The sequence below is a fragment of the Paenibacillus sp. R-74696 genome (assembly GCF_055814915.1).
Genome location: NZ_JBPULM010000017.1, coordinates 111,781 through 136,576, shown reverse-complemented (window position 1 = coordinate 136,576; position 24,796 = coordinate 111,781). Strand labels below are relative to the sequence as shown.

The 24,796-nt window shown below is 51.8% G+C and carries 4 protein-coding genes; all 4 read right to left on the bottom strand.

What is annotated here, in order from left to right; genetic code table 11:
* Nucleotide 1 precedes the first annotated feature (1 nt).
* The 4 genes from ACSR9A_RS03180 to ACSR9A_RS03165 are packed head-to-tail and all read right to left on the bottom strand — an operon-like array spanning nucleotide 2 to nucleotide 24,794.
* On the bottom strand, nucleotides 2-5,230 hold the full coding sequence (locus tag ACSR9A_RS03180) for an SDR family NAD(P)-dependent oxidoreductase (protein ID WP_473755555.1): 5,229 nt from the start codon (nucleotides 5,228-5,230) through the stop codon (nucleotides 2-4).
* Between the two features lie 39 nt (nucleotides 5,231-5,269).
* A complete protein-coding gene (locus ACSR9A_RS03175; RefSeq protein ID WP_473755554.1) occupies nucleotides 5,270-13,093 on the bottom strand; it encodes an SDR family NAD(P)-dependent oxidoreductase in 7,824 nt (2,607 codons plus the stop codon).
* A 15-nt stretch (nucleotides 13,094-13,108) separates the two neighbouring features.
* Complete coding sequence (locus tag ACSR9A_RS03170) at nucleotides 13,109-17,113, bottom strand: SDR family NAD(P)-dependent oxidoreductase (RefSeq protein WP_473755553.1); 4,005 nt, start codon at nucleotides 17,111-17,113, stop codon at nucleotides 13,109-13,111.
* 4 nt (nucleotides 17,114-17,117) lie between these two features.
* Entirely contained in the window at nucleotides 17,118-24,794 is a 7,677-nt protein-coding gene (locus ACSR9A_RS03165; protein ID WP_473755551.1) for an SDR family NAD(P)-dependent oxidoreductase, read from the bottom strand.
* Nucleotides 24,795-24,796: the final 2 nt, after the last annotated feature.

The following is a 24,796-nucleotide window of genomic DNA, read 5'->3' as shown; positions in this document are numbered from 1 at the left end:
CCTATAAATTAAAGGAGATTTCCTCATCATCCTCATATAACGGCACATCGGTTTTGCTGCTGGACAGTTCAATATTTTGCAAAAGGATATCGGGCTTCTTAGCGATCGCATCAAGAATGCTCACGTAATCCTCCAACATCCGCTCCGCTGTTTGCATATAATAAAGCCGCGAATTGTACTCCAGCCGAAGTCGAAGCATTCCGCCCTGCTCCATCGCCTCCAGCGTCAGTTCATAATCGGTCAGATTGTAAATTTCATCGATAGAATGGCCAATCACTCTTTCATCAACAGCCACATTTTGATAAATAAACACCGTATCGAACAGCGGGTGGCGGTTCGCGCTTCTCTTCACGTTCAACTGCTGGATCAGCTCGTCCAGCGGGTAATCCTGATTGTCGAAAGCCTGTATAGCGCTTGCTTTAATATGCTCCAGGCAGCTTAAGAAAGTCAGCTCCTTGCGGGGATTAACCCGCATCGCCATCATATTGATAAACATGCCGAGAATTTTGTCCATTTCCCGCTTTGGCCGTCCTGTAACCGGTGATCCGATGACAAGGTCGTCTTGCGCAGAATATTTGGACAGCAGCACGGCATAAGCGGCGAGCAGCAGCATATACATCGTCGTTCCTGTTAAGCTTGCCAGCTGTTTCAGCTTCTCCGTCAGTTCGCGGTCAGCCGAGCTCATCACTAAACCGCCTTCAAAAACAAAATGCTCGGGTCTTGGCTGATCTGTCGGCAGGCGCAGCACGGGGATTTCGCCCGCAAACGTCTCTTCCCAGTAATGCTGCTGGCGCTTCATTTGCTCCGTCTGCGCGAAGGCGAGCTGCCACTCCACATAGTCCTTGTATTGATAAGGCAGGGCAGGCGGCGTTTCGCCCTTGTACAGCTGCACAAGCTCCCTCATGAATATTTCCATCGATACGCCATCCGTAATAATGTGGTGGGCATCGTACAGCAGGTAATATTTTGCCTCCTCTACCTTCACAAGGCCCAGCCGGAAAAACGGCGGTTCATTCAAATTAAATGGCTGTTTGAACCGATTAATGATGTCTTTAGCCTCGGCCTCTCCTGCTTCCCAATAACCCATCTCAAATGGGACTTGTCCGCTGATCACTTGGACAATTTCCCCTTCCATGCTCGTAACGGCTGTTCGCAGCACCTCATGCCTGTCAATCATGCGACGTACAGCCAGCTCCATCCGCTCAGGCTCCACTCGGATGTTCAGCACTGAAACTCTAAACTGATTGGCGCTTGTCAGCTGCGGTTCCCGTTTAAAGCCAAGGAACATGCGCTTCTGGGCGTGGGAAGCTGGATAATACGGCTTTGCACCCGCCTTCTGCATAGGAGGATACTGGCCGGAGCGGACAGGTCCAAGGCTGGCGGTTTGCTTTTGCAAGTGCTCCGCCAGTTGAACGATGGTCGTATGTTCGAATAAATCGCTGATGGACACCAATTCGAACGTGTGCGTCTCGATCTCGCCCTGGAGCTTCATTAATACGAGTGAATCCGCGCCCATTTCAAAGAAGTTGTCATAGATGTCAATCTCCTCATAGCCGAGGACAAGCTTGCAGCATAAGGCAAGCTTCTGCTCGAGCTCCGAGTAGCTGCCAGCCTCCCGGCCAAGCAGGACGACACCGTCCGCACTGCGTTCCTTCTTTTGTCCACTGTGGCCGCTTGGCTTGCGTTTGCTGTCTTTCTTCGCCGCAATCCGCTTCCGAATCGAATCGGAGCAAGCTACACCGGAGCGCTCAAGCAGCATCGCTCCTGCCCCGTCATAGTGGATTTGCCCAACTAACGCTCTGCTCACACCGCTCTTCAGCAGTTTTGCAAAACCTTCAAGCCCTTGCTCGGTCGGCAGCGTCTTGAAAATCGTATCGAATACGTGTCCGCCGTCAAAGGCCATTCCGGTTTCCTTCCACGTCGTCCAGTTTACCGTAATCGTACGTCCGCCTCTTCTTTTACGATAAGACGCATAAGCATCCAAATAGGCGTTAGCTGCCGCATAATCCCCTTGCCCAAAGGCGCTGAATATGGTCGCGACCGACGAGAACATGATGAAAAAATCTAACTGCTGGTCTTGCGTAAGCTTATCGAGCACCCAAGTACCATACACCTTCGGTGCATAGATGGCCTCGAACATATCATCGCCTCTGTCGGCAAGCGGTCCGTCGTTTGAGACGCCTGCACCGTGCACAATACCCCGTATTTGCCCATACTTGCTTTTCAAATCAGCGATAACCTGCTCCATAGCGCCATAATCGGCTGCATCGGCACCGATGCATTCTACCGTCGCTCCCAGCAGCTCCAGCTCCTTCACCGTAAGAAGCCGCTTTCTCAGCTTGTCCGAAGCGCTGCTGCCCTCAAGAACAGCCTGCCATTCCGCTCGCGGCGGCAGCGGAGTTCGGCTAATTAAAGCTAAATTGACCTTGCTCTGAGCTGCAAACCATTTCGCCATTTCCAGCCCAATGCCGCCTAGTCCGCCAGTAATCAGGTATACTCCTTGCTCCTGCAAGTTCAAGCCTTGGCTAGTTTCTAGCTGCTCGCCTGGCAGCTCGGCAAATATTTCGGTGTATCTGTCGCCATTTCGAAGCGCAACTCCATACACATCAATCGCCTGAAGCTCTCCCATAAGCTGTTCGTGCACCGCCAATTCCTCTATATCGATAAATTTGCAGGCAACATCGGGCAGCTCCTTGGCGATAACCTTGCCCATGCCGTATATAGGAGCATGATCGGGTATAAGCAGCTTCTCAGCGCCTGTAGCCTCTACAGCATTACTAGTGAGGATATGCAGCGCAATTGGCTGCTGGATTTCCGCCTGTGCCAGCGCTTTTGTTAAATAAAACAGGCTATAGGCACCGCTTGTCTGCCGCCGCTTCAGCATCTCCAGCGTATCGCTGACGTCCTGTGTGTTCAGCGCTAACAGGTGAATGATTTGGCCAAACGGCTCATCCTTCAATGCCTGCATAAGCTGGACATAGCTTGCCTTTGTTCCGTCAATTCGGTAGCCTTCGGCGCTTGAGCTGGCCGTGCAGCCAAAGGGCATATCGTCCTCCGCAAGCTCCACCTCGATAACCACCCTGCCGCTTTCCCGCAAAGATGCTGCTATTGAGTGTCCGACTCCCGCCCGATCCATAAATATGACGGCTGCTCCTTCAATGCCAGAAGGCACAGGGATTCTGCTGCACTTGCGCCACTGCATGGCGTAGAGCAGCGTATCTTCAGTCCCGTCTTTGCCGCTCCGCTGCGGCATATTAAGCTCTAGCCAGCAGCGCTGTTTCTCAAAGGCGTAGGTCGGCGCATACGTTTTGCGGCGGCCTTCGCCCTGATACAGCTCCTCCCAATTGACATCCGCACCGCGGACATATAGGCTGCCAATATCTTGAAGCAGCTGCTTATCCGTTTTGCCAGTGCCGATGAACTGCCGAACCTTCTCGGAGGCGGTGCGTGTCAGTTCCGCATGCTGCGGCTTCTTAATTTCATTTTCAGCCAATACCTGCTTATTTCCCGAGACGACCTTATGTCTGCCGTAGTGCATATCATTGTGAATGCTTTCTTCAAGAGCATTGCTCGCCATAAGAGCAATTTTGCGCCTTAAGTCAGCGGCATTCTCGAAAATGATGGCAATGCGGTGCGCATAATGGCCTCTGCCGGTGCTAGCCGTATAGCATAAATCCCGAAGCGGGATTTGTGCCTCTCGGTTTAAGAACTGCTCGTAGCGAGATACAATTCCAAGCAGCGGCGCCATGTTTTTGGCCGATATCGCAAGGATATGGGGCATGCCAGCGTAGACATCCTCGGCCTGCTCCGGCTGCTGCGGTGGAATATACTCCTCCAGAACGATATGGCAATTGGTTCCGCTCAGGCCAAAGGCGCTGATGCCGCATCTGCGCGGATGCTCGGCAGCTTCCCACTCCCTCAATTGGGTGTTGACGTAGACCGGTGAATCACTAAAGCTAATCGCCCCATTCGGACGGTTGAAATGGGCTGTAGCCGGTATTTTGCGATGCTTTAACGACAAAGCGCCCTTGATAACGCCGGCAATGCCAGCGCATTCGTACAAGTGGCCTACGTTGGTCTTAACCGTGCTGACTGCGCAAAACTGCTTCCGGTTCGTATGCTTTTTGAAGGCCCTATACAGCCCTTCAATTTCGAGCGGATCGCCAAGCCTCGTGGCTGTGCCATGCACTTCAATGTAGGAAAGCGTCTCGGGATCAATGCCAGCGTCCTTCCACGCTTTAAGCAGAACCTCTGCTTGGGCAGCCGAATTGGGTGCGGTTATGCCGATTGAAGTGCCATCCTGATTAATGGCGCTGCCCTTAATAACCGCGTAAATTCGGTCCCCATCCTTTACAGCCTGACTTAGCGGCTTTAGCAAAACAGCAGCACTGCCTTCTCCCCAGCCAGCGCCCTCGGCTTCTGCGTCAAACGTCCGCGTCCGTCCATCCACCGCCTCAACACCCAGCTTCAGGCCGGAGTTGTCGATAGGCAGAAGATTGAGCCTGATGCCGCCCGCAATCGCCATTTTGCAGTCGCCATTATGAATGGCCTTGCTGGCTAGATGAATGGCAACCGATGAGGAGGAGCAGGCCGTATCCAAAATAAGCGTCGGCCCCTTCAAATCAAGCATGTAGGAAATTCTCGTCGGAAGCATGGCGGCAATGTTGCCTGTCAATGCGGTTGCCGCTGATTCCGGCTCGGTTTCCAGTATCATGGAATGATAGCTTGAGCTGCTGGAGTAGCCCACGTATACGCCTGTATGACTTCCTACAAGCTTATTCCCGCCATAACCCGCATCCTCAATGGCTTCCCAGGCCGTTTGCAAAAATATACGCTGGGACGGATCCATCAGTGCAGCCTCATTCGGCGTTATGCGGAAAAAGCCATAATCGAAGGAAGCGATATCGTGCATATAAGCACCAGGGGAATATTTTAATTCCCAGCCCATTTCATCCAGCATGTTGGTCAGATAGCCGTCAATGTCTGCGCTTCTCTCTTGCGGAAAGGCGCCTATTAAATCAACGCCGGAGGCGATTTGCCGCCAGAACTCCTCTGAGGAGTCGGTTCCTGCTATATGGGAGGCCATCCCAATAATGGCGATGTCCTCCTTGCGGTTATCCTCTTGCTCTGCCTGTGCCTGCCTAAGCAGTGTGACCATGCGAATCGCATCTTCTTTTTCGATTTTTCCTTCGGTAGCTCTCTTGAGAATATAGTGGTACAGCTTATCCATAGCCTTTTACCCTCCGGGCGTCCAAAGTTGCTGCGCCAATTACTTTTTCCTTGCTTCGCTGCTGTCTTGTCCGGTCTTCGTCAACTGGTCAATCGCCTGTTCAATGGAGAGCGTACCCTTGTCCAGTTCCTCCATTAACCGCTTCGTATCCTCCTCCAAGCTGGCGCCAGCACTTACCTGCTGCAATACTTGCGACATTTCGCGGTCATACGCAAGATGTTCCAGAGCTTCTGTGCCTGCTGCATCCTGCTCCTCTTCATCCTCCCGCATGTACTGCTGCAGCTTGCTGACGGAGGTGTATTCGAACAGATCCAGCAATCTAACCTTGCCCGGATAATGCTTTTCCAAAGAAGCATGAACTCTGCCAAGTAAAATCGAGTCGCCGCCAAGCTCGAAGAAATTATCGTCCATATCGATTTCATTAAAGCCAAGTACCTCGCAGTAGATTTCCGCCAGCTTCGTTTCCAGATCGGTGTATTCCCCGTCTTTTCCCGTAAGCTTGATTTCTCCTTCGAAACGTCTTTGCGAAGCCAGCTGCCTTGCCTCCCAGCGCTTCTGGGACCCCGTTATAGCAGCGTCTATCGGCGCATCCAGCAGCTGCGGAACGAGACCAAGCTCCCACAGCAGATCCGAGCCATAGTTCAGCTCCCCGATAAGAACGTTCGATACGCTCCGGTTCAAAGCTTCGTCCAGACCGCGCATGGCCACTGCTGTAGGCAGCGCCTTGAAGGCTCCGTCTGCATTGACGCCAAACTCTACGGCCATGCCGGTTTCCTTCCAGGCGACCCAGTTGATAGACAGCGCTTTTTGCTGGTTCAACGTTTTGTGTTTGGCAAATGCATCCAAAAACGTATTAGCTGCGCAGTAATCTCCCTGCCCTGGCACTGCAAAACGCGAGCTCATGGAGGAGAACATCAGGAAGAAATCTGGTCGATCCTGCTCGGTCAGCTTGTCGAGAATCCATGTCCCAAACACCTTCGGATGAACAACCTCGTTGAACACGTGCTCTTCCTTCAAATAAAGGAAGCCATCGCCGCCTACGCCGGCGCCATGGACGATACCGTTAATGCGTCCAAAACGTTCTCGCAGCCCGCCAACCAAATCTTCCATTTGTTGTAAATTGGCGATATCGAGACTGTAGCATTCGACATGAGCACCCATTGCTTCAATCTCGCGAACGGCTTTCATTCTCTGAATAGCCTTCCGGTCGGTTCTGCTGTTGCGGTCGATAATATCATCCCATGTCCCTTTGTCTGGCAAAGGCGTACGGTTAATGAGCGCAATATTGACTTGCTTTCTCGCTGCCAAATATCTGGCCGTCTCGATCCCCATGCCGCCTGTGCCGCCCGTAATGAGATATATCCCTTCTTCCCTAACCTCGATCGGCTGCTCGTTTGCTTCTTGTACGCGGTATTCTTTGAAAATTTCGGCATACCGCTCATTGTCGCGGAAAGCGACCATATAATACGACGGTGCTGCCAATATTTCGCGCATGACCGTCTCCAAACTCGTCGCTTCATCAATATCAATAGCGCGGCACAGCATGCTCGGCAGCTCTTGCCTTGCGGATTTTCCAAGTGCCAGGAGCGGTGCATTCCATGGATTGACACGGGATTCGCGGCCGCTTACAACATCTACATGATCCGATATAATAACCGTATCGGTTACAGCGCTTAACCCGACCTGGGCTACCGCTTTGGATAAGTAAAACAGGCTGTAGACGCCTCTGTACTGCGTCTCATTAAAGCCGTTCCAGTCTACCGCCATGCCTTCCGGCACGATGCTGAACAGGTGGATCATTTTGCTCCAGGTTCTGCCCTTATTATCCCTCAGCAGCTTCACATAATCTTCCACCGTACCACTTACGTGATAGCTGCCATCATCCAGCTTGGCATACTGCTTTCGCAAATAAACTTGAACGGTCTCGGTTCCCTTCCGGTTCCACTCATCAGCGAGCGATTGTCCTAAGCCCTTCTCGTCCATAAAGATGAGAACAGGTCCAGCCTGTGTAGTCTGCTCGGCCATTAGCTGCTCCTGCCTTACCCACTGTCCCCCGTAATACAAGCCGCCAGCCGTTACTTCTGTCACAGCTTGCTCGTATTCGGGAATCTCAACCCAGCAGCGTTCACGTTCGAACGGATAGGTCGGGAGGCTGATCCGGTGCAGCTCTTCACCGAAATAGAATGGCTCCCAATCGGTTTCTACACCTTGTACATAAAGCTCGCAAATGTGCGGCAGGCTGGTGTCATCAGAGCGTTCCCCATCTACATAATCGTCGACTAATTGTCCGAACTGCTTCGTCATGCTTATCCGCTGGCTTTCCGAAATTTCGCCCTCGGATTTTTTCGCTTTCGTTTCCGATACGATTTTGTGGTAGCCATAGTACAACCAAGGCTGTTTTAGGTTGTCGAACCCGTATTCGTCCACCTCACTAAGCTTCCGGTTGAAATCCTCCACATCGTTAACGATAAGAATCAGCCTGTGCGCGTAGTGGCCACGTCCAGTGTTGGCAGTATAACAAGCATTGCGGAAGGCAGCAGCTGAACCGTCGCCAAAACGCTGCGATTTATATTGGCTGACTAGGCGTCGAAGCGCAGTTTCCGTCAGTGCGGAGAGTGTAAACAGCTGCGGATTGAGGCTAAGCCTCTCCTCGCCCTGCAGAAGTAGGGTTTCAGCTCCCAAATACTCTTCCATAACGACATGGCAGTTCGTTCCGCTCATGCCGAAGCCGCTCACACCGCATCTGCGCGGATGGCCTTCCGTCTCCCATAATTTACGGGTTGCATTGACGTATACTGGTGAGTTCATAAAGTCGATTTTTCGGTTCGGGCGGTTAAAATAAAGGTTTGGCGGCAGCTCCTTGTTTTTGAGCGTCAAAACCGCCTTAATGACGCCCGCGATGCCCGCAGCCTCCGATAAATGCGTCAAATTCGTTTTTGATGATCCGACCGCGCAAAATTGTTTCTTCTGGGTATAGCGTTTAAATGCGCGCCCAATACCCTGAATTTCAATCGGATCTCCCAGTTGGGTGCCCGTTCCATGCGTTTCAATGTACGTAACTGTCTCAGGATCAATAGCGGCATCTTCCCATGCCTGAATAATGACTTCCTCCTGAGCAGCTGGGTTTGGTGCGGTCAAGCCAGCGGAGCTTCCATCTTGATTCGATGCGCTTCCCTTGATGACAGCATAAATATTGTCCCGATCCTCGATCGCCTTCTGAAGCGGCTTGAGCAGAATCGCTCCTACCCCTTCGCCTGTTCCCGTGCCTTCGGAGAGCTCATCAAACGCCCTTGTTTTGCCGTCACCCGACTCCATGCCGATGCCTCTTGGCGAGCCTTTGCGGAAAATAGGCATCATATTCAGCCGTACCCCGCCGGCAATCGCCATTTCACAGTCGCCCATGCGTATCGATTTGCAGGCCAAATGCACGGAGGTCAAGGAGGAAGAACAGGCTGTATCGATAACGACGCTCGGGCCCTTCAAATCAAACAGATAGGATACCCTTCCTGTTGCTACCGAAGCGGTATTGCCGACTAGCGAAGCACCTTCCGACTGCGGCTCAACCTCGCTAATGAAGCGATGGAAATAGACCATATTGGAAGCGAAGCCGAGGTAAACCCCTGTTTTCGTGCCGTAGATCTTTTTGCCTCCGTAGCCCGCATCTTCAATGGCATGCCATGCCGTCTGCAAAAACAGACGATGGTTCGGGTCAGTCGTGCTCGCTTCCTTCGGTGACATTCGGAAAAAGCGATAGTCGAACTTGTCTATTTCGTCCAAATAACTGCCCTGCTCATAGTCGACCGCATTGAGCGGCCAGCCCTTGAAGGCAACGTATTTTTCCATATCTTTTCTTCGTACATCCGGATAGCCGCTGCCGTTATCGACGCCAGCTTGCAGCGCTCCCCAGAATTCCTCGTTCGTGCTCGCCTTAGGGAACTGGAAAGACATGCCGATTACGGCAATATCGCTATCCGTTGACAAGGCTTCACGCGCAGCGATCGTCTGCTGAGGCATGCTGCTCTCAGCATCCTGTTCTACGATATATTCCGCCAGCTTGGAAATCGTCGTATGCTCAAACATATCCGCAACCGTTAATAAGCCTGTATAGCGCTTATCCAGTTCAGCGTGGATGCGCATCAGCAATATCGAGTCGGCACCAAGCTCGAAAAAGTTGTCGTTAATGTCGATTTCGGCATAACCGAGCGCATTTTGGCAAACCGCGGCAATCGTCTTTTCGGTTTCGTTATACGCTGCTCCATCACGGCCGGTCAGCTGCACCTCGCCGTTCTTTGCTGCCGCCTTCGGCTTCGCAGCCTTATTGCTGGAGCCAGAGCTGGCAAGCTGCTGCTTATAATAATCCAATCTGTGCTGCAGCGGCTCTGACAGTCTAACCGTCGCTTTCTCAAGCAATATAATGCCCAGCCGGTCGTAGTTGAAGCTGCCGATTAGTGCTCTGCGGCTTTGCTTGTTCAGCAAGGCAGTAAACCCTTCAATACCGCTCGCTGTTGGCAGCGTCTGGAATATGGTACTTACCGCAACGCCGCTATTTTTCGCCATTCCGGTTTCCTTCCAGGTTGTCCAGTTAATCGTCAGCGACTTCTTGCCCTGCCTGCTTCGATAATGAGTAAATGAATCCATATAAGCGTTAGCCGCTACATAATCGCTTTGGGTCGAACCGTAATAAATGGTGGCCACGGATGAGAACATGACGAAGAAATCAAGTTGATCCTCCTCCGTCCATTTATTAAGCAGCCACGTTCCGTTCACTTTAGGCAGGAGCACCTCGCGTATGACGTTTTCCTGCTTGTCCTTCAGCAGCTGGTCGATGGCGACGCCAGCGCCGTGCACGATACCGTCAATTTTTCCATACTCGCTGCGAACTTCCGAAAGCATCGCTCTAAGCTCCGACTCATCGGAAATATTTGCCTGACACAGCTTAATCTGTGCTCCAGCTGCTTCCAACTCGCGAATGGCGTTAATCTTGTGAATCGATGGCAGATCCGTCCCTGTCTGAGCAATCGCATCCCATTGCTCCCGATCAGGCATCGCCGACCGGTTTACGAGGACCAGATTGACAGAAGCTGCACGTGCGGCTAGCGACTTGGCAACCTCAAGACCGATTCCTCCCGTTCCCCCCGTAATGAGATAAACGCCCTGCTCCTTAATCGCTACAGGCTCATCGGCCATGCGATCAAGCTCCATTTGAGCAAATTGCTCGATGTAGCGGGTGCCTGCGCGGAAAGCGACAGCATAAGGCGATGAACCTGCGCCATGTATAATCTCTTCCTTCAGCTGCCCCGCATCTGATTCCTGATCCCTATCAATGCTTCGAACGTTGAACTGCGGGTGCTCCTTGCTCACAACCTTGCCGAAGCCAATAGCGGTCGCGTGTTCCGGACGAATGAGCGTCTCCACACCGCTCACTTCTTGGGCACTGTCTGTTAGGAGAACAACGTCAAGCTGCTGCTTTCCGTTTGTCTGCAGCCAAGCCTTATACAGATAGAAGAGGCTGTATAGTCCTCGTTTTTGACTCTCATCCAACTGCTCTACGCTGTCGATTGGCCCGCTGCTATCCAAATTGAGCATATGGACAATTTGCTGAAGTGACCACGCTCCAATGTCTTCGAAAAGCCTAATATAATCGCCTTGCGTGTTGCGGATCGTATAAGCGCCAGAATGATGCTGGATGTATTCCTCGCCTAGCGAAACCTTAATCGTATCCCTCTGATCCCCTGCGTACGCTGCCTCTAGGGCTTCAGCCATTTGCTTGCTGTCGCCTGTTCCACCAATGAGTAGGACAGCCCCAGTCAAAGCTTCTCCGGATTTGGCAGAACGCTCCTCTTCCGTCCATACAGGCGCGAAGTAAAGACCATCCTCCTTCGTTTCCTCTGACGCTTCCAGCTCGGGAAACTCCAGCCAGCAGCGCGCATTTTGCAGCGCATAGGTCGGCAGGCTGACGCGCAGTCTCCGTTCTCCCTCATAAAGCTCGGTCCAGTTGACATCGCCGCCGCTTGCATAAGTGGAGCAAAGCGAGTGAAGCGACTGCTCATCCGATTTTCCAGATGCAATCCAGCTCTCTAAATGCTGCGCTGCCTCACCGCCAAGATGGCGCTTCTCCTGTTCATCGATTTCACCTGGTTTCGGCGCTGCGTTGGCACGGGCTACACGGTGGAATCCATAGAAGGCCCATGGGGCCGTAAAAGACTCCAGATCAGCTTCCAAGCAAGCACGGATTTTCACATGCAAATCGTCCAAATCAGCAGCCATTAGCGCAAGGCGGTATGCGTAGGTACTGCGACCAGTATTGGCCGTGAAGCATATATTAGAGAGCGCTAAATTACCGCCGCTTTGCTGCAAATATTCATCGTACAGCTGCAGCAGTTCCCGCAGCGCTTTGCTGCTTCTCGCCGAGAGCGTAAACACCTCTGGCCCCGCAGACGAAGGTTCTGCATTCGCTTGCTCTGGCGCTTCCTCCAGCACAAGATGGCAGTTCGTGCCGCTCATGCCAAATCCGCTAACTCCGCCTCGTCTTGGATGCCCGTCCGTTTCCCAATCACGAAGCTTCGTATTGACATACAAAGGTGAATCCGTGAAGGCGATAGAGGAATGCGGCTTTTGAAAATAGATCGTTGGCGGCAGCTTCTTATATTTCAGCGACAACGCCATTTTGACAATACTCGCGATGCCTGCAGCCTCGCTTAAATGTCCGATATTCGTCTTGACGGAGCTGATTGCGCAAAACTGCTTCTTATTCGTATATTTTTTAAAGGCGCCTTCAATGCCTCTAATTTCAATCGGATCACCGAGAATCGTGCCTGTTCCGTGTGTTTCAATATAATCAAGCGTCTCCGGGTCGATGCCCGATTCTTCCCACGCCTGCTGGATGACCGAGGTTTGTGACGCCGGATTCGGCACGGTTATGCCTGCTGTCTGGCCGTCATGATTGGCAGCGTTGCCTTTAATGACGGCATAAATATGATCTCCGTCCTTAAGCGCCTTCTTGAGAGGCTTAAGCAGCAATGCGCCTGCACCTTCGCCAACGCCCGAGCCGTCGGCCGTATCATCAAACGCCCGGGTTCTCCAATCGCCCGACTCAATGCCGATGCGAATGTTTTCATCATCGACTGGAATAATATTCAACTTAATCCCGCCGGCGATAGCTTGATCGCATTGCCCTGTCTTGATGGCTTGGCAGGCAAGCTCAATGGCTACTAATGCCGACGAGCAAGCCGTATCTACCACAAGTGCAGGCCCTTTCAAATTTAACAAATAGGAGATGCGGGTCGCCGCCATCGCCTGCATATTGCCCACCGTTGCAATCGGTATCAAGGTCGGATCAATATCCATAATCATTTTGCAATACAGATCCTTCGGGCTTTGCGTATAGCCGAGATAAACGCCGGTTTTACTGCCTGTCAGTCTATCGCCACCGTAGCCGGCATCCTCAATTGCCTTCCACGCCTGCTCCAGAAAAATACGCTGATGCGGATCAGTTAAGCTTGCTTCCCTTGGCGACATGCGGAAAAACTCATAATCAAAGCCGTCAATATCCTCCAAATAACCATATTCGGGATAAATGATTTTATCCTGATCAAGCTGCTTGAACTTGATATAGTCGTCGGTGTCATTTTTACGGTTTTGCGGAATTTGCTTGACCGTATCTATTCCATTTTCAATATTGTTCCAGTATTCATGGATATCCTGGGCTCCCGGCAGCCTGGCAGACATCCCGATTATGGCGATGTCATCCTGCACCTTTGCTCCGCCCTGCTTCAGCATGGCAATCATCTCAACAGCCGTTTCCTTGTCGATGTTGCCGCTTGTCGTCTGATTCACGATAAATGTAAAAATATTGTTCTGCACGATTCTCCTCTTTTCCTACAGATCTTCAATAACGTGAATGGCTTCTTCCAGACTCATATTGCCTTCCGCAAGCTTCTCGAATATGTCCCTTGCTTCCTGACGAACGTCACTGGCTGCTGCAGCCACTGGCTGCTCTTGCTCTTCTTTGTTAATATGCTGCGCCAGCCGCTGAACGGAAGGGAATTCGAACATGTCGGTGATCGTCACCTTGCCCGGATACTCCGTCTCAATCAATTTATGGATTCTCATCAGCAGCAGCGAGTCCCCGCCGAGCTCGAACAAAGTATCATGGATGTCGATTTCCGGATAGCCAAGAATGGTGCTGAAAATATTGGCTACCTCCTGCTCGACCGCATTATAGCCGTCTCCCTGCTTGCCTCGAAGCGCGGCTTTCGAAGGCTTGGAGCTGTTGCTCACGGGGCTGTTGCCTTTCGGTAAAATAATCAGCCTGCCTTGGTCGAGCATAGCGGCATCATAATTTCCATTGGAGATGATCTTATGCCCTTCCTGCTCGAAATTTCCGTTTAACAAGCGGCTGACCCGATCATTCAGCTCTTCCGTTAAATCAAATGGAAATGCCATCAGCAAGGACAAATATTCTGGACTTTCGTTCATTTCTCCGATGAGCACCCTCGTCATATTCCGCTGCAGCGCCGTATCCATGCTTTCAATGGCTTGCACAGTAGGGAGCGCCTTATAGAAGGAATCGACGTTGATGCCGAAGCGGACGGACATGCCCGCCTCCTTCCAGGAAACCCAGTTTAACGCCAGCGCATGGCGCTCCTGCTTTCTCCTATAGGCAGCAAAAGCGTCCAAATATGCGTTTCCTGAAACGTAGTCCCCCTGCCCAGCTTCTCCAACCATCGAAACGCCTGATGAGTGCATAATGAAGAAGTCGAGCTGATCTTGCCGGGTAAGCCTATCCAATATCCAGGTTCCCGCCACTTTCGGCTGCAGCACGTTTTTGAAGATGTTCAAATCCTTCTTGAACAAATAGCCCGCACCAGCTATACCAGCACCGTGAATAATGCCGTTAATTCGTCCAAACTCTTCCCTTAGCCCGTCGATGAGAGCCGCCATCGCTGCATAGTCCGCTATATCTATGCTATGGAGCGTAATACGGCCGCCCAGCGCTTCAATTTCCTGGAGCTTCTGTATTTTACGAATCGTATCCTCGTCCTCGCCGCCTGCAATAACGGCTTCCCACTCCTCCTTCGGAGGAAGCTGGGAACGGTTCACAAGGGCAACATTCACATTTGTCTTGGAGGCCAAATACTTGGCGTTTTCAAGCCCAATGCCTCCGGTACCGCCCGTTATGAGGTAAACCCCGGTATCGCGAATTTCCGTCCTAACTTCCTCCAGCTTGAGCGGATCTATCGGGCCGTACTCCTCCGTATACCGACAGCCTTCGCGGTAAGACACGTGATATTGCTTCGTAAAATGCTCCAATTCCGGCCAGATGGCCTCCACTTGCGTGAAGTCGTCAATATCAACCGCTTTGCATGCGATTTGCGCAAACTCCTGTGGAATAACCTTCCCTAAGCCAACGAGCGTTGCCCATTCAGGACTTAATTCAGCTTCCTGCCCCGTTGCCGCATGCAGCAGCTTCGTAAACAACAGCATATGCCGTTTTGACCTTGGGTCGTGCCTCATGAGCGATCTTGTTAAATAGAGCAGGCTGTATATCCCGTACTGCTGGCTTTGCTCCAGCTGCTCCAGCGTTTCGGCAGCAAGCCTCTCGGATAGTCCGCACATATGCAAAATATGGGTAACGGGACGCCCCAGCAGGTCAGCCATCAGCTTGTCGTAATCGCCTTCACTGCTCGTAAGCGTATAGTGGTTAGCTTCAATCCTCTCAAAGCTACTCCCAAGGGAAGCTACGATGACATTTCGCCCTTGCTCCCGCAGCTTGTCGATCGTCGCCTGCACAAACGGTGGACGGAATTCGTCCTCGATAATGAGCACATCGGCCATTTGTGCGCGCTCCGCATCCTCTGACAGCTGCTCGGCTCTCCAGTTAAACCCGTAAAATAGACCACGCTCTTCTTCTGCTAGGGACTGTACTTGCTGCTGCAGCGGGGCATCGATCCAGCATCTGCTCCGCTCGAAAGGGTACGCAGGAAGCGTTGTCTTTGACGGCTTCACTTCTCCAGCCAGCAAATCCCAATCCACATCGGCGCCTTTGACATACAGCCCTGCTACTTGCTCGATTAGGCTGCTCGGCGCATCCGGCTCAGTCCAGTAAGCAGCTATTATAGCCGCCGCCTCTGCGCTTAGCCGTTCCTGCTCCTTTACCTTCAAGTCGTTTGCTTCAAGCGCCTCCTTAGAGGAATCAATGAGCCGGTGAGCCCCGTAATATATCGCTCCTTCGCTTTCATCAAGACGAGCACTGAAGAGCTTGTCCCGCAAATCCGCTATGCTCGACGGAAGCAGCGCTAACCGATGCGAGTAATGGCCTCTGCCAGAATTTGCGGTATAGCAAACCTCATCTAAATTCAGCTGGTCGTTATGCGCCAAATAGTCCGAATAGAGGCTAATTAATTCAAGCAGTACTTGTTCCGACTTGGCAGATAATGTGAACAAACGTGGTGCCACAGGCTTTTGCTCCGAGACTGCTTGTGCTGGAGCCTCCTCCAGTACAACGTGGCAGTTCGTTCCACTGATGCCGAAGGCGCTTACCCCGCATCTTCGCGGTCCTCCATCCGTTTCCCAAGCACGCAGCTTTGCGCTTACGTACACCGGCGAGTCTTCAAACGGAATCGACCGATTCGGATGGTTAAAATGGATCGAAGGCGGCAGCTGCTTTGTCCGCAAAGCCATCACGGCTTTTATGACGCTTACGATGCCAGCAGCCTCGCTTAAATGTCCAATATTCGTTTTCACGGAGCTGACCGCGCAAAATTGTTTTTTGCTCGTATGCCTGCGGAAAGCCGAATGAATACCTTGAATTTCAATCGGATCACCCAAATTGGTGCCGGTGCCGTGAGTCTCAATATAAGCAATCGTTTCCGGGTCGATGCCGGCGTTTTCCCACGCCTGCAAAATAACATCTGTCTGTGCTTGCGGGTTTGGCGCAGTAAGTCCTGCGGATCTGCCGTCCTGATTGGTGGCGCTCCCTTTAATGACCGCATAGATGACATCCTTATCTCTTAAGGCGTCCTTTAGCGGCTTCAGAACGATTGCGCCAATGCCTTCCCCTACCCCAGAACCGTTCGAATGGTTGTCGAACGTCCGCGACACCCCGTCGGTCGATTCTATGCCAGTCTGCATATAGTCCTTGCTGAGCGGCACCGTATTAATGTTGATGCCGCCAGCAATCGCCATTTCGCAAGTGCGGCTGCGCAGCGCCTGGCAGGCTGAATCTATCGCAACAAGCGAGGAGGAGCAAGCCGTATCAATGACCATGCTTGTCCCCTTCAAATCGAGCAAATAAGAAATTCTGCCGGAGATGACCGCGTTCAAGTTTCCGACCAAACCAATCGAAAGCGCAGTGGGATCAATGTCCTCAATCATCTTGGCGTACATGTCCCTATAATTGCTGGCATAGCCGACGAACACGCCTGTCTTTGATCCCTCCAGCCTGCTTCCTCCGTAGCCCGCATCCTCAACGGCCTGCCAGCTTGTCTCCAGAAACATTCTCTGGCACGGGTCCATCAAGCTTGCTTCACGAGGGGACAACTTAAAAAACTTATAATCAAATTTATCGATTTCCGGCAAATAAGCGCTTTTGTTATAACGAATTTCCTCCTCGGGCACCCCCTTGAATCGAAGGTAGCGGCTAATATCGCTGCTGCGCGTATCTGGAAAGCCGGTAATGCAATCAACGCCGCTTTCGACAACTTCCCAAAATTCCTCTATCGTGCTCGCAGACGGGAGTTTGGCAGCCATGCCGATAATTGCAATATCGCCGGCATCCGTTACTGCTTCTGTTTCGAGCAGCTTAATCAAGTCAATGGCTACCTGCCTGTCGATCTTTTTGTCCTGAACACCCTGCACCAAATATTTGTACGCCTTGTCCATATTCTCACCTCTCTTTGGAGCCAAGCTTGGAGAGCACCTGTTCAAGATCGAGCGCCCCATTATCAAGCTCGTCAAACATCCGGTTTAATTCGTCATCCTGCAGTACCGTCCGATTGTTAATCGGGGCAGCTGCCGTGTCCATCCCTGCTTGCCGGCGTTCGATATGCTTAGCCAGCTTATGAACCGTCGGGTACTCGAACATATCGGTAATGACAACTTCTTCGGTGTACAGCTGCGAAAGCTTCTGATAAATCTGCCGAATCATTAGCGAGTCAGCACCCATTTCGAAAAAGCTTTCATGGATGTCAATTTCGGTAAATCCGAGCACGCCTTTGCAAGCTTGAGCAACCTGCCGCTCGGTATCGCTGAACGCATCATGCTCGCTTCCGATCAGCGTAACAGCTGCATATCCGGCAGACTTAGATGATCTTTCCGGCGCTTGCGCAAGACGTTCGTTCAACGCCTCAAGGCTTGTCGTAATGTCATCTGACAATTGAATCGCATAGTTATGCAGCCACAACGCCATTCTGCTCTCCAAATTCAGTTCCCCGATCAGCACTCTGCTTTGCGGCGTGCACCAAACAAGGTCCAGCAGTTCCATCGCACGGGCAGACTGTATCGTTTTAAAAATCGTATCCGCCTGAAAATTTTGATCAGAAGCCATACCCTTGCCTTGCCATGTCGTCCAATTAATCGTCAATCTTCGTCTTCCATCGCTTGATGGCACTGTACTATAGGCATCAAGATAGGCGTTTGCCGCCAGATAGTCGCTTTGATAGCCCGTCTCGAACATCGTCGCAATAGAAGAATACATAAGGAAGAAATCAAGACGATCCTGCTGAGTTAGCTGATCCAGCAGCCATGTGCCGTAGATTTTGGCACTGATGACTTGCTCAAACGTATCCAAGCTCTTCTCCATTATGGACTCGGTACGTGCTATACCTGCGCCATGTACGATTCCTTTGATTTCCCCGTGCGTTAGCCGGATATCTTCCAGCATCGCTGCGGTTTCATCGTAATGGGATACATCAGAGCGATATAAAATCACTTCTGAGCCACTAGCTTCGATCTCCCGAATGCCTGCTATTTTCTCGCACAGCTTGTGATCCTCGTTTTGCAGCAAAATGTTATCCCACGTCCGCCGATCAGGCAGTTCGGAACGATTGACTAGGACCAGCTTTATGCGGCATTTGATGCTTAGCCATTTTGCCGTCTCAAGTCCTATTCCGCCCGTGCCGCCCGTTATGAGATAGACGCCTCCTGCTTGAACATTCAGTTCCTCGCCGCTAGGCGTATTTAGACTGCTGCATGGTTCAAATATCTCGACATAACGAGTACCGTTTCGAAAAGCAACAAGTCTGGTGTCTGAATTTATCGATAATTCTGATAAAACATCCTCCAGCTTCAGCTCTTCGTCCATGTCGATGCTGCGGCAGCTTATATTCGAATGCTCTTTGGAGAGTGCTTTGGCTAGCCCAAGCAGTGGAGCATTTTCGGGCCGAAGCTGCCGTTCTGCCCCTGTAATGCGGCAGGCATTTTCAGTCAGCACGATCATTTCCGCAGCTTGCTCAAAACCGCATGCTGCCCATGCCTTCATTATCAGGAACAAGCTCATTGCGCCTCTATGCTGGCTTGCTCTCAGCTCTTCTATGCTGGATATACTGCTTCTCGTCAGGCTGCCGCAATGGATGATTTGAGCAATTCCTTGCTCCGCTGCCTCCTGCAAAAGCTGGCTATAGCAATCTAGCATTCTCCCTTCTACCGCAGTCATCTCCTCGGTAATGGACCAATCAGGAGTCTGCGCTATAAGTACCTGCCTGCCCTGATTTCTTAATGCGCTTGCCAAACGGTCAGCAAAGCCTTCGCTGTCCTTGACGATGACTGTGACACCACCAGCGGGCTTGGCCGCTGAAACCACTAATCGTTCCTGCTGCTTCCAGCTCATCGTAAAGGCAGATGGCAGCTTATCCGTTACGACAGCAGTGTCAGCAGAAGCAGCATGGGGCAAGGCTTGCTTCGCATATTTAGGGAAGTCCGCCCAGCATTTCGTCCGCTCGAACGGATAGACCGGCAGTTGAACTTTGGCGTGCGGCTGTTCAGCATAGAGCTGCTCCCACGGGATATCTGCACCCTGCACATAAAGCTGGCAAAGCTGCTCCAGCGCTTCGGTACGAGATGCCACCGGTGCATTTTCCAACGCCAAGACGGCTTGCTCGCCTTCTCGTCCGAGCTCGCTTTTTCTCGCCTCTGTAATGTCGCCTGGGCTGCGAATACTGCGCTCGTCGCTTACAGCCCGGTATTCGCCGTAATAAACACCTTCCGCTGAAAGCGAGCTGAATGTCTCCCGCTCGGCCAAATGCTTCAGCTTGCCGGTCAGTTCAGCCCCATCAGAGACAATAAGGGCAAGGCGGTGAGAGTAATGTCCTCTCCCTGTATTCGCCGTATAACATATGTCAGCAAGTGTCCCGGCAGCGCCATTCATAAAGCGGTCGGCATAATGTCGGGTCAACCTTCTAAGCGATTCTCTGCTGGCCGCTGATAAAGTCAATATTTGAGGCGGTGATTGCCGCTTCTCTTCCTCTTCAGATTCAGCAACCTCCGGTGTGTACTCCTCAATAATCATGTGACAGTTCGTGCCGCTTAGGCCAAAAGAGCTGACCGCGCATCTCATGGGCTGCTCTTCATTTTCCCATTTTCTTGATTGGGCGTTGATGAACAGCGGAGAATCATGCAGGTCGATTTTTGGATTTGGCGTTTGGAAGTAGAGCGTCGGCGGTATTACCCGATGCTTGAGCGACATTACCGATTTAATAATGGAGGCCATTCCGGCCCCTTCGTTTAGATGGCCGATGTTCGACTTTACCGAACCGATTGCACAAAACTGCTTCTTGTCCGTATAAGACTCGATTGCCTGCTTCAAGCCGCTGATTTCAATCGGATCGCCAAGTGCAGTACCTGTGCCATGTGCTTCAAAAAAGGCGATCGACTCCGGATGAATGCCCGCCTTCTCCCACGCCCGCGTTATAACGTCAGTCTGTGCGGCCGGATTTGGCGCGGTAATGCCCATTGATGCGCCATCCTGATTGATGGCGCTCCCTTTAATAACGGCATGGATATGGTCGCCATCCGCCTTGGCTTTGCTAAGCGGCTTGAGTATGATGGCCGCTGTTCCTTCCCCGCTGCCTGAACCATCCGCATAGGCGTCGAATGTGCGCGTTTTCCCATCCGTGGATTCAATGCCGATTTTGTTGTGCTCATGGTCAAGCGGAATGAGAAACAGCTTTACGCCGCCGACAATCGCCATGTCGCAGTCGCCGCCCCTGATCGCATTGCTCGCCAAATGCACAGCAACTAATGAGGAGGAGCAGGCAGTATCCACGACCATAGTCGGCCCCTTCAAATCGAGCAAATGGGAAATGCGGCTTGGAAGCATCGCTGATACGTTGCCGACAATCGCTTCCGACATCATGACAGGATCAACATCGGTCAGCATCTTCTGATACGAATCGCGAATAATGTTGGCAAACCCGACATAAATGCCTGTTCGGCTGCCGCGCAGCTTATCACCGCCATACCCCGCATCCTCAATGGCATGCCACGCCTTCTGCATAAACACCCTCTGGCAAGGGTCGGTCAAATTAGCTTCCTTCGGCGATATTCGGAAAAACCGGTAATCAAACTCGTCAATACCTTCCACAAAAGCGCAGTCCATATAGCCGGGATGTTCGTCAGGAGACTTTCCTGTAGCTGCCAGATAGTCCTCTGCGTAAATGCGCCGCTCTTGCGGGATAGGTCCCGTGCAATCTACGGCATTGCTGATGTTAGTCCAGTATTGGTCAACGGAATCTGCTCCTGGAAACAGCGCAGACATTCCGATAATAGCTATGTCATCATCATGCGAGGCAGGAACATGCCTAGCAGCGGTATTTTGCTTGATCGCTTTGCTGTCTTCCTTAGTCAAAAATGACGCCAGCTTGGCTATTGAAGCGTAAGCGAACAAATCGGCTATTGAGGTTTGTCCCGTGTACCGCTGATCTACCAGCTTATGCAGGCGATGCAGCTGCACCGAATCTCCGCCTAGCTCGAAGAAAGTATCGTGGATGCTCAGCTCCTCATAACCGAGCACCTCGCGGTACAAGCTCGCCAGCGTCTGCTCCACTTCGGAATATGAGCCGTTCTTACTGCCTAGAAGCTTCACCTTAGCTTCCTGCATCGGCAGCGCCTTGCCTAGAACTGCCTGCTCCCTGCTGCTGTCACTAAACATGATAGCTCGCAGCTTTTCCGGTAAGTGGAATACATCTTTGCTGAACAGCTCCAAGCCGCTCGGATTAGACGTATTCACTTCACCGATTAATACACGGGCCAGATTCTTGCTGACGGCTTGATCGAATCCATGGAGCGCTAATGCTCGGGGCAGCGTTTTGAAAATGCTGTCGATCGTTTCGCTCGTTCCTTCTCCCATTCGCGCCCCATCCCATACGACCCAGTTGATGGAAAGGGCCGGCTTGCCGAGCTTCCTCCGATAATCAGCAAAAGCATCCAGATAGCAGTTGGCAGCTGTATAATCGCCTTGCCCCATCTCGCCAACAAGGGCAACGCCTGACGAAAATAAAACGAAGAAGTCGAGCTCATCCTGCTCGGTGACTTTATCTAAAATCCAGGTACCCATTACCTTCGGATTTAGCACCTCTTCGAATACGGCGGTGTCCTTGCGAATGAGAAAACCTCTGCCCGCTACGCCAGCCGCATGGATGACGCCATTTATTTTTCCATACTTTTGCCGCAGCCTCTCCATTGTGACGCTCATTTCATCCAAGGAGGTGACGTTAAGCGGGATGCACTCTACCTGTGCTCCAGTAGCAGCAATTTCTTGCAGCTTCTTAATGGTGTCATGCAGCCGTGATTCGCCATCCTGTTCCAAATACGAGGGCCAGTCCTCCTGCTTCGGCAGCGGGGTACGGTTTAACAGCGCCAGATTTATTTTTCCTTTGGACGCCAAATGTTTCGCCGTAAGCAGCCCGAGGTTTCCAGCGCCGCCTGTGATGACATACACGCCTTCCTCTTTCATGGAAACGGGCTTGCCTTGCATTTGCTCAACATCCGTCTCTTCCATTATTTCTGCAAAACGCTTGCCGTTCCGATAGGCGATTTGATAGGTCGTTTTGTTAAGACCCATCTCCGAAATGACATCGCGTGCAGCAGTCGAAGCATCTACATCTATCGCTCTGCAAGTAATATGCGGGTATTCAATGCCAATGACTTTACCTAAGCCGAACAATGGCGAGTTTTCTGGCTTCAGGCACGCTTCCTCTCCGGTAATCCGGTTCACATAGTCGGCTGCGATAATGATTTCATGCTTATGCCCAACGCCTGCTCTCAGGAGCGCTTTAGTCAAATGGAACAAGCTGTATACGCCTAAGCTTTGTCTTTCACTTAGCTGCTCCACCGACATCATTTCATTCGGTCCGTTGTAGCATAGCAAATGCAGTATTTTTGTGAACTTCACATGTTTAATGGCTTCCGTCAGTTTGTCGTAATCTTCCTCTTTCTCGCTGATGATGTAAGACTCCGGGCTAAGCACCTGATAGTGTGTCCCCCGCTTAACATGTATGCAATGAACGCCTTCCTCCTCAAGCTGCTGCGAGAGCTGATGCCATTCGCCCATAATAAGGACCGTTTCCCCCCGCATGGTGCGGGTGCGATGATCTGCCGCCTCCTCCATCCACTTCATCGTGTAAAAGAGTGCGTTTGCACGCTCAGCAGGTGCAGACTCTGGAATTTGCAGCCAGCTGCGCTTCCGCTCAAATGGATAAACAGGGATATGCGCCCTTTTGGCTCTGCTTCCTCTGTACATAGCGGACCATCCAATGGCCGCTCCAGCTGTATACAGCTCTGCGATTTGCTGGAGCAGTTCTGGGCGCTCAAGTACGGCAGCAGTTTTCAACTGTTTGACAAGCTGCTCGGCCAGCTGTGCGAAATGAGCATGATCGCCTGCCGGCTTCGATGTACCATAAGAAAGCCAGGGAACAACCAAGCTCGTTAAATGCTGCCGACATGCGATTAGCTGATGCAGCTTCTGCTTAAGATCCGCGATATCTGTGGTAATAAAAGCGAGACGAAGCGGATGATGATCGCGCCCTGCCGCCAGCGTATAGCTAATATCCTTAAGGCTGGCCCGTTGTTCTCCTTCAAAATATTCGCCCATATGGAGAAGCAGCGTATGCAGCGCTTCCTCGCTTTTCGCCGATAGCGGAATCATATACGATTGCTCCGGGGCGGCTGCCGCAAGTTCGGTGGTCGCGGCCTGAGCGGTATATTCCTCCAGCACCATATGACAGTTGGTACCCGACAAGCCGAATGAGCTGACACCGCAGCGCCTTGGAGCCTCTCCTTGCGCCCACGGCTTCTGGGACGTGTTTATGTATACCGGCGAATCGATAAACGGAATTTGTTTATTCGGCGTCTTAAAGTGAATGCTTGGCGGAAGCAGCTGATGCTTGAGCGCCAGTGCCGCTTTAATGAGCCCGGCTATTCCTGCACAATCATAGAGATGGCCAATATTCGTCTTCACTGATCCGATGGCACAAAACTGCTTCTTGTCCGTATATTTTTCGAACGCCTTGCTGATTCCTTCAATTTCAATCGGGTCGCCAAGCTTAGTCCCCGTGCCATGTGTTTCGATATAGGCAAGCGTTGCTGGGTCAATGCCCGCCTCCTTCCAAGCCTTACTTAGAACGGCCGTTTGGGCGGAAGGATTCGGAGCCGTAATCCCCATGGAAGCGCCATCCTGATTCACCGCGCTGCCCTTGATGACGCAATAGATCGAATCGCCATCCCGCTTAGCTTTGCTGAGGGGCTTGAGCAGAACAATCGCTGCGCCTTCCCCCATTCCCGATCCGTCGGCTTCATCGTCGAAAGCACGGGTCTCATCGTCCGTAGACTCGATGCCCAGCTTCGCGTGATTTTTGTTTTGCGGAAGCAGGTTAATGCGGACCGCACCAGCCAGCGCCATTTCACAGTCTCCCCGGCGAAGCGCCTGGCAGGCCAGATCGACAGCTATCAGCGAGGAAGAGCATGCGGTGTCCACGGTCATGCTTGGCCCTTTAAAGTTAAGCAAATAGGAAATCCGACTTGGAATAATAGAAGATAAATTTCCCGGCATCGCTGCCGATACCAAGGTGGGATCAACGGCTTCAATCATCTCCCGGTATACATAGCTTTCAACGTCTCCAATATGGCCGGCATAAACCCCGATGTTGCTGCCAGAAAGCTGCTGCGGCCCGTAACCTGCATCTTCAAACACATTCCATGCTGCCTCTAGAAATACACGCTGACGAGGATTCATCAGCAGCGCTTCCTTCGGCGGAATGTTGAAGAAAGAATAGTCAAATGCGTCAATATCCTCGAGATAAGCGCCGTTAGAGTAGGGAAGTTCCGCTTGTCCCGAATATTTGACATACCGATCAGCATCCTCCCGGCGCTTTTCCGGAAATTTCGTGACGCAGCTTACCCCATTTTTAATATTTTGCCAGAACGCCTCTGTGTTGCGGGCATTTGGAAAACGCGTATAAATGCCGATGATGGCAATATCGTGGTGATTGGCTTCCTTTATGGCTGCCGTTGGCAGTTCGTCCTGGCTTCTTAGACGCAATTGCGTCAAATCCGGCGATTTCGTCTTCAACT

What these genes read in the sequence shown, in the direction of transcription:
- ACSR9A_RS03180 (WP_473755555.1), bottom strand. Translation starts at nt 5,230, where the DNA reads ATGGATAAGCTGTACCACTATATTCTCAAGAGAGCTACCGAAGGAAAA.
- ACSR9A_RS03170 (WP_473755553.1), bottom strand. Translation starts at nt 17,113, where the DNA reads ATGGACAAGGCGTACAAATATTTGGTGCAGGGTGTTCAGGACAAAAAG.